The 10410-nt window shown below is 70.1% G+C and carries 7 protein-coding genes; 1 reads left to right on the forward strand and 6 read right to left on the reverse strand.

Annotation, left to right across the window (positions count from 1 at the left end):
* Nucleotides 1-66: 66 nt before the first annotated feature.
* From ACFU5G_RS26350 to ACFU5G_RS26375, 6 genes are all read right to left on the reverse strand, one after another.
* Nucleotides 67-846 carry a GTP pyrophosphokinase family protein gene (locus ACFU5G_RS26350; RefSeq protein WP_377251434.1) on the reverse strand — a complete coding sequence of 260 codons (780 nt, stop codon included), beginning with the start codon at nt 844-846 and terminating at the stop codon, nt 67-69.
* A gap of 46 nt (nt 847-892) precedes the next feature.
* Nucleotides 893-4495, reverse strand: a complete 3603-nt coding sequence (locus ACFU5G_RS26355) for an alpha-L-arabinofuranosidase C-terminal domain-containing protein (protein WP_377251436.1) — start codon at nt 4493-4495, stop codon at nt 893-895.
* Between the two features lie 102 nt (nt 4496-4597).
* Nucleotides 4598-5626 (reverse strand): galactofuranose ABC transporter, permease protein YjfF, encoded by a 1029-nt coding sequence (yjfF, locus tag ACFU5G_RS26360; protein WP_377251438.1) that lies wholly within the window; start codon nt 5624-5626, stop codon nt 4598-4600.
* Complete coding sequence (locus tag ACFU5G_RS26365; RefSeq protein WP_377251440.1) at nt 5626-6699, reverse strand: ABC transporter permease; 1074 nt, start codon at nt 6697-6699, stop codon at nt 5626-5628. The genes yjfF and ACFU5G_RS26365 overlap by 1 nt, the downstream gene beginning before the upstream one ends.
* Nucleotides 6696-8222 (reverse strand): sugar ABC transporter ATP-binding protein, encoded by a 1527-nt coding sequence (locus ACFU5G_RS26370; protein WP_377251442.1) that lies wholly within the window; start codon nt 8220-8222, stop codon nt 6696-6698. Before ACFU5G_RS26370 ends, ACFU5G_RS26365 begins: the two co-directional genes overlap by 4 nt.
* A 107-nt stretch (nt 8223-8329) precedes the next feature.
* The gene (locus tag ACFU5G_RS26375) at nt 8330-9334 is read right to left on the reverse strand and encodes an ABC transporter substrate-binding protein (protein ID WP_377251444.1); all 1005 of its coding nucleotides are present in this window, start codon (nt 9332-9334) and stop codon (nt 8330-8332) included.
* A 320-nt stretch (nt 9335-9654) separates the two neighbouring features.
* Between ACFU5G_RS26375 and ACFU5G_RS26380 the strand changes: the two genes are divergently transcribed.
* On the forward strand, nt 9655-10344 hold the full coding sequence (locus tag ACFU5G_RS26380) for a GPP34 family phosphoprotein (protein ID WP_377251446.1): 690 nt from the start codon (nt 9655-9657) through the stop codon (nt 10342-10344).
* Nucleotides 10345-10410: the final 66 nt, after the last annotated feature.

A 10410-nucleotide genomic window follows, 5' to 3' on the forward strand; every position in this document is an offset into this window, starting at 1 on the left:
AGCTTGTCGAGACCGATCCAGGTCTCGACAAGCTCGACCACCGGTGGCTGAGCTCGACCAGCGGGGTCAGGTCTCGCTGTCGAACCCGAACCCGCCGTCGGCCTCCGCGGCGCGCCAGAAGTCGCGCAGCATCTCCTCCGGCGTGTGCAGGTTGTGCCGGCTCGCGACCGGCTCCTCGTCGCCCGAGATGGCCTTGACCTCGTCGTGGATGCGTTCCATCGAGGTGTCGAGCGACCAGGCGACGTCGGCGGCGAGCTTGAGCGAGTCGGTCAGGTGCCGGGGCACGTCGCCGTCGTACTTGTAGTAGATCTTGTGCTCGAGGCTCGCCCAGAAGTCCATCGCGATGGTCCGCAGCTGGATCTCGACGATGACCTTCTCCACCCGGTCGGACAGGTACACGGGGATCTGCACGATGAGGTGCAGCGACTTGTACCCCGTCGCCTTCGGGTGCTTGATGTAGTCGCGCTCCTCGAGCAGCGTCAGGTCCGTCTGCTGGAGCAGCATGTCGCGCACCAGGTAGATGTCGTTGACGAAGCTGCAGGTGATCCGCACTCCGGCGACGTCGAACATCTGGTCGCGCACGCCCTCCGGCGTCAGCGGGATGCCCTTGCGCCGGCACTTGGCGACGATCGACTCGAACGACTTGAGCCGCGACCCCACGTGCTCCACGGGGTTGTAGTTCTGCATGTGCCGGAACTCGTCCCGGAGGATCGAGATCTTGGTCATGACCTCGTCGATCCCGAACTTGTAGGTCAGCACCAGGCGGCGGAGGTCGGCGACCAGCTGACGCAGCTCGGCAGGATCAGGCATGGGGCGTTCCCGGACTTCCTCGGGCAGCTTGCTCACGGGACCACCGTACGGGGTGACGGTGGTCCCGTGGGCGTGAAAGCTGCTAGCGCTCGTGAAGCCTCAGGAAAGTGATCGAGTGGGCCGGGAAGTCGTACGTGAACGCCGAGCCGCCACCCGAGCGGGACACGTCGAGCCGCGTGCGGCTCTCGACGGGCACCACCCGTTCGGGCTGGGTCTTGGTGTTCCGGGCCGACGGCGCCCCGGTCATCTCGGTCACGGACGCCCGGGAGTCCACCTTCGCCCCGGCGAGCGACACCGACGTGCGCGCGACCGACTCGTAGGGGTTGACCACCTTGAGCACCAGGTCACCGGTGCGCTCGTCGCGCGTGACCACCTGGTACAGCGACTCGGTGGTCGGCTCGGTGTAGGTCATCTGCAGCTCGCCGTCGAGGTAGAGCTTGATGGTGCGCCCGGAGACCACGACCTTGACGTGGTAGTCGCGGCCCGTCTCCATCGAGTGCCCCTCCACGGCCGCGACCTCGTTCGCCGAGCTGTTGTCGGCCCGCTGCAGCGCCTGCCGGGTGTTGTTCCACCCGCCGAGGTTCCACCAGTAGAAGTCGTCCCGGCCGCCGGCCGCGAAGCCGATCAGGAACGCCTCGCTCCCGCCCAGCTTCCGGGCGTCGAGCTCCAGGGTGTAGTTGTCCCAGTCCTTGGCGTAGGCGTCGCTGATGATCGAGCGCGCGTCGGTGACGTTGCCCGCCGACTGCACGTACTCGCCGTCGGACACCGCCCACGAGCCGGACTGCGGGTCCCAGCCCGAGGCGTCGTCGAACGAGTCCGAGAAGAGCAGGTCGCCGGACGCGTTGTCGGTGACCACGACGTCGTCGTACGCCGCCCGGGTGTTCCACGTGGACAGGAAGACGCCGCCCGAGATGTCGGCGGGAGTCTCCTCCGGGCCGTCGTGCGTGGACGGGACCACCCGGTCACCGGTGTTCGTCATGAACATCTTCTGCGTCCAGTACGACGTCGAGCCCCAGGACTCGTCGTTGTCGAACCACATCATGTCCGGGGACCACTGCACGTAGTCCTCGTTGGCGAACATGGGGGCGTACGAGGCGAGCTCGACCAGGTCGGCGTTGCGCTCGATCCCGGTCATGTACGCGGCCTCGGACAGCGCGTTGGACCACGCGTTGCCCCGCGAGGCGTACTCGCCGAGGAACACGTGCGGGCCCTCGCGGTCGTAGGAGTCGTACCGCTCGGTGTTCGACAGGAACCACGACGGGTCGTTGTAGTAGTGCTCGTCAACCATCGCGACGCCCTGCTCGCGGTTGAAGTCCCACAGCTCCTCGAACCGGGCGCCGGCGTCGTCCGGGCCCGAGTTGGAGATCACCGTGACCTCGGGGTGCGCCGCCTCGACGGCGTCCCGGAACCGCGGGAAGTTGGCCTGGAAGGTGTCGGTGTTCTCCTCGTTGCCCAGCCCGATGTACCGCAGGCCGAACGGCTTGGGGTGGCCCAGCGCGGCGCGCACCTTGCCCCACTTCGTCTTCACCGATCCGTTGGCGAACTCGATGAGGTCCACCGTGTCCTGCACCCAGCGCTCGATGCGGACGTCGTCGGTCATCTCGGGGATGTTGCTGCCGCAGCCGTTGGCGCCGACCGAGAGCACGGGCAGCGGGGTGGCGCCCAGGTCCTCCGCGAACTCGAAGTACTCCAGGTAGCCCAGGCCGTAGGTCTGGTTGTAGCCCCAGAAGTTCCAGTTCGTGGGCCGCTCCTCGACCGGCCCGATGGTCTCCTTCCACTGGTAGGTCCGACGGCGGTCGGCGCCGTCGGACTCCAGGTACGTGTCGAACGTGCCGACGTTGGTGACGCAGCCGCCGGGGAACCGCAGGAACGACGGCTCCAGCTCGGCGACCTTCTGGGCGAGGTCCGCGCGCAGCGGCGAGCGCCCGTTGACCGGGCCCACCCAGGTGTCGCGCGGGAACAGCGAGACCATGTCGAGGCGTAGCGTGCCGCGAGCGCCGCCGGTGACCACGAGCCGGGCGTCGTTCACGGTGCGGTTCGCGGTGAGGGTGGCCGTGTGCTTCTTCCAGCGGTCGGTGCCGTTGACGGTCACCGTGGTGGACGCGTAGGTGGTCCCGCCGTCGGGCGACTCCAGGCTGACGGTGAGGCGCTGACCGCGCTCGGCGCGGGCGAACACCGAGAAGTCGTACTTCTTGCGCTTCTCGATGGCGAAGCCCTCGTTGTAGCTCGCGTTCCGCACGCCGACGCCGGGGCCGTCGGCCTGGACCGTCAGGTAGGCGCGGTTGCTGTCGTTGAGCCACTGGCCGCGCTCGGACCCGACGACGGCGGTACCTGACGAGCCTCGTTGGACCACGTCCCAGCCGGTCATCCCCGTGAAGCTCGAATTGTCGGTCGCGGCGAACTCGAAGGACCGGTTGCGGACCAGCTCGGCGTACAGGCCGCCGTCGGCCGCGTAGTTGATGTCCTCGTAGAAGACGCCGTACAGGTCGTCGCTCATCTCGGTGCCGGCCGCCGTGGCGTCGACGTCGAGCGCGTGCTCCTGGACCGGGGTCTCGGCGGGCGGGTACGCGGCCAGCAGGCGGTCGCGCTCCTCGGCGGTGATCGGCAGCACGGTGCCGTGCCGGGGGCTGGCCGGCAGGATCGCGTCGAGGTTGGCCGTCCACTCCCCGCTGCTCAGGTCGTCGGTCTCGAAGAGCATGTAGCCCTGGCCGCCGTGGTAGCTGGGCTGGTCCTGGAGCAGGAACCAGCGGTCGTCGGTGAGCGACGGGAACAGCGTGGGGCCCTCGCCCCCGGTGAACGTGCCGCCCCACGGGTTGGGCTGACCGAACCCGACGCGCTCCTTGATGAGGTCCCAGCCGTCGCCGTCGGACACACCCTGGGTGCGGCGCAGATCGGTGGACGACTCCTGCCGCATCCCCATGTACGACTCGTCCTTGGTGAGGCGGTAGTAGACGCCGTCCTCCTCCTGGACCGTGGAGTCGATCATGCCCAGGCCGTCACCCTGCGGCTCGTCGATCCAGGCCTGCGGCTCCGAGAAGGTCTCGAAGTCGGTGGTGGTCGCGTACAGCATGCGCTGGTAGGAGTCGCGGATGTCGCGCTCGGCGGGCGGGACGTCCTCGGGGTAGAGCGCCGAGGCCCAGTAGACGACGAACTCCCCCGCCGCCTCGTCCCAGTACGCCTCGGGGGCCCACAGGTTGCCGGCGTTCTCGGGCGCGAGCTCGATCTCGCGCTGCTCGCCCCAGTTCACCAGGTCGGTGGACTCCCAGACCATGATCGACCGGCTGCCGGTCTCCTGGGCGTCGCCGAAGTTGCCGCCGCCGTAGATCTGCAGGTCGGTGGCGAGCAGGTAGTACGTGCCGTCCCCGCCGCGGATCAGGAACGGGTCGCGCAGCCCCTTGGTCCCCAGGTCGGAGGAGAGCACCGGCTCGCCGCCGTTGAGCGTGGTCCACTCCAGCGGGTCGGGCCCGTCCGAGACGGCGAACGAGATGGTCTCGCCGTCGGCGGTGGACTCCCCGGTGAAGTAGGGGAAGAAGTAGGCGGCGTGGTCGGCGTCGGCTGCGGCTTGGGTGGCCGGTCCGGCCGGGACGACGGCGGGCGTCGTTGCCGCCGCGACCGCGGGGGCCACCAGACCGAGGCTCAGTGCGGCCGCCACCAGGGCGGTCCTGCGTCTCGTCGATCTCTTCATCGTTGTAATTCCTCTCGTCACGTCGTTGTGGCTCTCGGATGGGTAGGACCCCCGCCCCTGACCCGGCGCAACCGGTGCGGCGGGTCAGGGGCGGGGTACTCGTCAGGTGCGGCGGAGGCTCAGCACCCGCTGGAGGGCCACGAAGATCAGCAGCAGCACGCCGATGACGATCTTGGTCCACCAGGAGCTGAGGGTGCCCTCGAACGTGATGATGGTCTGGATCAGGCCCAGCACCAGCACGCCCAGCACGGAGCCGAGCACGAACCCGGTGCCGCCCGTGAGCAGCGTGCCGCCGATGACGACGGCCGCGATGGCGTCGAGCTCCATCGCCACGCCGGTCAGCGAGTAGCCGGACCGCGAGAACATCGCGAACAGCAGCCCGCCGAGCCCGGCGCAGGTGCCGCTGACGACGTACGCGAGCACCTTGGTGCGGGCCACGGGCAGGCCCATGAGCAGCGCGGACTGCTCGCCGCCGCCGATCGCGTAGACGGTGCGGCCGAACCGCGTGAAGTGCAGCACCAGGAAGCCGAGGCCCACCACGATCAGCGCGATCAGCACGCTGGAGGTCATGCGCCACTCACCGAAGATCTGCACCCAGCTCGCGAGCGCCACGAACGACGGGTCGTCGATCGCGATGGACTCGGGCGCGATGAGGAAGCACAGCCCGCGCGCGAAGAACATGCCCGCGAGCGTGGCCACGAACGGCTGCACCTGGAAGTAGTGGATCATCACGCCGTGCGCCAGGCCGATCACCGTCCCGGCGCCCACGGCGAGCGGGAGCACCACGGCCACCGGCAGGCCGGCCTGGAGCAGGGCGGCGGTGATCACCGTGGACAGCGCGAGCACCGACCCGACCGACAGGTCGATGCCGCCGGTGAGGATCACGAAGGTCATCCCCACCGCGAGCACGATGAGGTGCGCGTTGTTGATGAACAGGTTGGAGATCACGGCGGGCGTCAGGAAGTTCTCGTACCTGGTGCCGCCCACGATCAGCATGAGGGCGAGCACCACGAACGTGCCCAGCACCGGCAGGTAGCGCCGGTCCAGCCGGACGGGGAGCTTCCGGGCGCCGGTCTTGCGGGTCACGGGTTCCGTGGGGGCCGCGCCGGGCGCGGGGGCCGACGTCGTCATCAGGCCTTCACCTCCGTCGAGTCGGGGGTCGAGTCGGGGCGTGCGGTGGGCCGCGGCTCGGCAGGTGCCATGGTCTGGCGCCGTCGGGCCGCCGTGAGCCGCTCCCGCATCCTGGGCGACTGGAGCAGCGTCACCGCGATGACGACCAGGGCCATGAACAGAGGCGTGACCAGCGGCGAGATGCCGAGCACGGTGACGGTCCGCTCGAGGGTGGCGATGACCAGCGCGCCGACCAGGGTGCCCGACAGGTTGAACTTGCCGCCCGAGAGCGCCGTCCCGCCGATGACCACCGCGAGGATCGCGTCGAGCTCGATGAACAGGCCGGCGTTGTTGGCGTCGGCCGCCATCGTGTCGGCGCTGATCAGCAGGCCGGCCAGGCCGGCGAACAGGCCCGACGCCGCATACACGGTCCAGGTCAGCGTCCGGGAGCGGACGCCGGACAGCCGGCTCGCGGCCGGGTTGATGCCCGTGGCCTCCAGCAGCATGCCGAGCGCGGTGCGCCGCACCACGAACGCGACCACGGCGAACACGCCGAACGCGAGGACCGCGGCGGCGGGCAGGCCGAGCCAGAACCCGGAGCCCAGCACCTTGAACGGCGCGCTGTTGACGGTGGTGATCATGCCGCCGGTGATGAGCATGGCGACGCCGCGGCCGGCCGTCATCAGGATGAGCGTCGCGATGATCGGCTGGATGCCGAGCACCGAGACCAGGAACCCGTTCCACACGCCCAGCAGCAGGCACAGCACCAGGGCCAGTGCGATGGCGGTGAGCACGGTGACGGGCGAGTCCGGGTTCGGCGACGACGCGATGTGCGACAGCGCGACCGCCCCCGAGACCGCGACCACCGCGCCGACCGAGAGGTCGATGCCGCGCGTCGCGATGACCAGGGTCATGCCCAGGGCGACGAGCAGCAGGGGCGCCGTCGTGCGCAGGATGTCGATCGGGGCGCCGAACAGGTGCCCGTCCCGGACGGTGACCGCCAGGAAGCTCGGCCGGGCGACCGTGTTGGCGACCAGCAGCGCGACCAGCGCGGCCACCGGCCAGAACAGATGGTGCCGCAGTACGTCCCTCACGCTGCCCCACCTCCCGCGATGAGCTCGACAACCTGGTCCATCGACGCGCGGTTGCCGTCGATCTCCGCCACCTTGCGGCGGTCGCGCAGCACCGCGATGCGGTGCGAGATGCGCAGCACCTCCTCCAGCTCGGCGGAGATGAAGACGACGGACATGCCGTCGGCGGCCAGCTCGGCCACCAGCTTCTGGATCTCCGCCTTGGCGCCGACGTCGATGCCGCGCGTCGGCTCGTCGAGCACGAGCAGCTTCGGGGCGGTGGCGAGCCACCGGGCGAGCAGCACCTTCTGCTGGTTGCCGCCGGACAGGTTGCGCAACAGCGCCTCCGGGTCGGCGGGCCGGATGCCGAGCTGCTGGATGTACTTCGCGACCAGCTCGTCCACCTGCCTGCGGGGCAGCGGCCGCATCCAGCCGCGCTCCGCCTGGAGGGCGAGCACGATGTTCTCCCGCACGGTCAGGCCGTCCACGACGCCCTCGCCCTTGCGGTCCTCGGACGTGTACGCGATCCGATGGCGCATGGCCGCGCGCGGGTTGCGCAGGCGCGTCGGCCGGCCGGACACGAGGGCCTGTCCGGCGTCGGCGCGGTCGGCGCCCGTGAGCAGGCGCGCCAGCTCCGTGCGGCCCGAGCCGAGCAGCCCGGCCAGGCCGACCACCTCGCCCTCGTAGAGGTCGAGGTCGAACGGCTGCACCGAACCCTTGCGGCCCAGGCCCACCACCTGCAGCAGCGGGGTCGAGTCAGCGGGCCGCTCGGCCTGCTCCAGCACCTCCTCGGCGGCCTCCAGCACGTCCATGGACCGGCCGATCATGTGCTGCACCAGCTCGGACGCGGGCAGCTCGGCGGTCACGTACTCCCCCACGAGGGTGCCGTTGCGCAGCACCGTCATGCGGTCGGAGACCTCGTACACCTGGTCCAGGAAGTGGCTCACGAACAGGATCGCCACGCCGTCGTCGCGCAGGGCGCGCATGACGGTGAACAGGTGGGCCACCTCGTCGGTGTCCAGGCTGGAGGTGGGCTCGTCGAGGATCAGCACCTTGCAGTCCCCCACCGTGGCCCGGCAGATCGCCACGAGCTGCTGCACGGCCAGCGAGTGCGACCCCAGGGACGACGCCGGGTCGATGTCCAGGCCCATCCGCCTCAGGTGCGTGGCCGCCTGCCGGCGGATCGCCCGCCAGTTCAGGCCGCCCAGCACGCGCGGTTCCGCGCCGAGCATGATGTTCTCCGCGACCGTGAGGTTCTCGCAGAGGTTGACCTCCTGGTACACGGTGCTCACGCCGTGGGCCCGGGCGTCGGCGGGGCCGGAGAACCGACGCTCGACGCCGTCCACGCGGATGGTCCCCGCCGTCGGCGAGTGGATGCCCGTGAGGGCCTTGATCAGGGTGGACTTGCCCGCGCCGTTCTCGCCCATGAGGGCGTGGATCTCGCCGGGGCGCAGGCTGAAGTCAACACCGTCGAGGGCCTTGACCGGCGGGAACTCGACGCTGATGCCGGTCATCTCGACGACGGGTGGTGTGGTCTGCTGGGTCATCCTCGACCTTCTTACGTGCGTGGCCGCCGGGCGGCGAACCCGTGCGCCGGGCGAGCGGAGCTCGACCGGCGCACGGGCTCACGACCACGAGCGGCCGGCGGCGGGGGTCAGTACTCGCGGGTGGGCAGCGCTTCCTTGGCCGCCGCCTGGTCGAACGCCTCGTCCTTGACGACGATGCGCTTCTCGACCTCCTCGCCGGCGAGGACCTTCTTGGCGATGTCCGCCAGGTCCGGGCCGAGCAGCGGGTTGCACTCGACGATGTAGTTGATCTTGCCGTCGGCGAGCGCCTGCATGCCGTCCTTGACGGCGTCGATCGTGATGATCTTGATGTCCTCGCCCGGCGTCATGCCGGCCGCCTCGATCGCCTCGATCGCGCCGAGACCCATGTCGTCGTTGTGCGCGAACACGAGGTCGATGTCGTCGTGGGCGTTGAGGAAGCCCTCCATGACGGTCTTGCCCTCGGCGCGCGTGAAGTTGCCGGTCTGGCTGTCGATGATCTCGATGTCGGAGCCCTCGATGGCGGACTCGAAGCCCTCCTTGCGGTCGATCGCCGGCGCGGCGCCGGTGGTGCCCTGGAGCTCGACCGCCTTGTAGCCCTCGCCGTCGTACTGCTCGACGGCCCACTGGCCGGCCGTCTCGCCCTCGAGCACGAAGTCCGAGCCGATGAAGGACTCGTACAGGGTCTCGTCGCTGGAGTCGACGGCGCGGTCCGTGAGGATCACGGGGATGCCCGCGGTCTTGGCCTCCTGGAGGACGGCGTCCCAGCCGGTCTCGACCACCGGGGAGAACGCGATGACGTCCACGCCCTGGGTGATGTACGAGCGGATGGCCTGGATCTGGTTCTCCTGCTTCTGCTGCGCGTCGGAGAACTTGAGGTCGAAGCCGTTCTCCGCGGTGAGCGTGTCCTGGATCGACTTCGTGTTGGCGGCGCGCCAGCCGGACTCCGCGCCCACCTGGGAGAAACCGAGCGTGATGACGCCGTCGTCAGCTGCGGCGGTGTCGCCGCCGCCCGCGGCCTCCGTGCCGGCGTCCGAGCTGCACGCACCGAGGGCGAACAGCGAGGCTGCCGACACTGCGGCCAGAACGGTACGGGTCAGGGTCGTGCGTGCCATGTCTCCTCCTTGAGATCTCGCACGGCATCGTGCGAGTGCTAGCGGCTTTGTGCCCGGTTGGAATGTTAGCGCTCACAAATACCAGACAGACAGGCGGACACGTCACATTCCGGTAACGAGTCTGCCGCTTTCGCCCGGTTAGGGGAACGAAACTCCCAAGTCCGGCTAATTCCATGCAGGCGGGCTGTTTCACCCTGGGCAGGTTTCTCCGTCCGGCGGCGGGCCGCCGTCATCCCCGCGGCGGATCCCGCGGCCGGGCCCGCCGTGGTCTGCTGGTCCCGAGGGCCCAGCCCCACGACGCCGACGACCGGGAGACCGCCATGGAACTCAGCCTCGCCGAGGAGTACCTGCTCCTCGCGCTCGACGACGCCTCGGGGCGCCCCCTGCTCAGCGGGCAGCACCTGCAGTTCGCGCTCGCCGGTGCCGCCGTCGCCGGGCTCACGCTGCAGGGCGCGCTCGACGTGTCCGACGGCGTCGACGGCGGTCAGCGGGGCAGGTTCCGCGCGACCGGCCGGGCCACGCCGTCCGACCCGGTGGAGCGCGAGATCCTCGAGCTGCTGGAGGGCCGCAGGCCCAAGGACGCGATCCGGAAGATCGGTCAGGGCAGCTTCGCCCGCACGCTGCGCGACGCGCTGCAGCAGGGGCTGGCGGCCCGGGGCGTGCTGCGCGAGGAGCAGGTCAAGGTGCTCGGGCTGTTCCCGAGCACCACCTGGAAGGCGCACGACCCGGCGCCGGAGGCCGCCGTCCGGGAGCGGGTGCTGGCCGTGCTGACCGGGAGCTCGGACCTGGACGAGCCGACGGCGGCCCTGGTCTCGCTGCTGCACGCGACCGACCTGACCCGCAAGGTCTTCCCGGACCAGGACCGGCGGGCGCTCAAGCGGCGCGGCAAGGAGATCTCGGAGTCGCAGTGGGCCGGCAGCGCGGTCAAGCGGGCGATCGACGAGGTCAACGCGGTGATGGTCGCGACCATGGTGGCGACGACGGGCGCGGCGACGGCGGGCAGCAGCTGAGCCGCTGGTGTGCGCCGCTGGGCCCGGCGCTGGTCGAGCTTGTCGAGACCCGGGTCTCGACAAGCT

The organism is Promicromonospora sp. NPDC057488, from assembly GCF_042802395.1.
Taxonomy (GTDB): domain Bacteria; phylum Actinomycetota; class Actinomycetes; order Actinomycetales; family Cellulomonadaceae; genus Promicromonospora.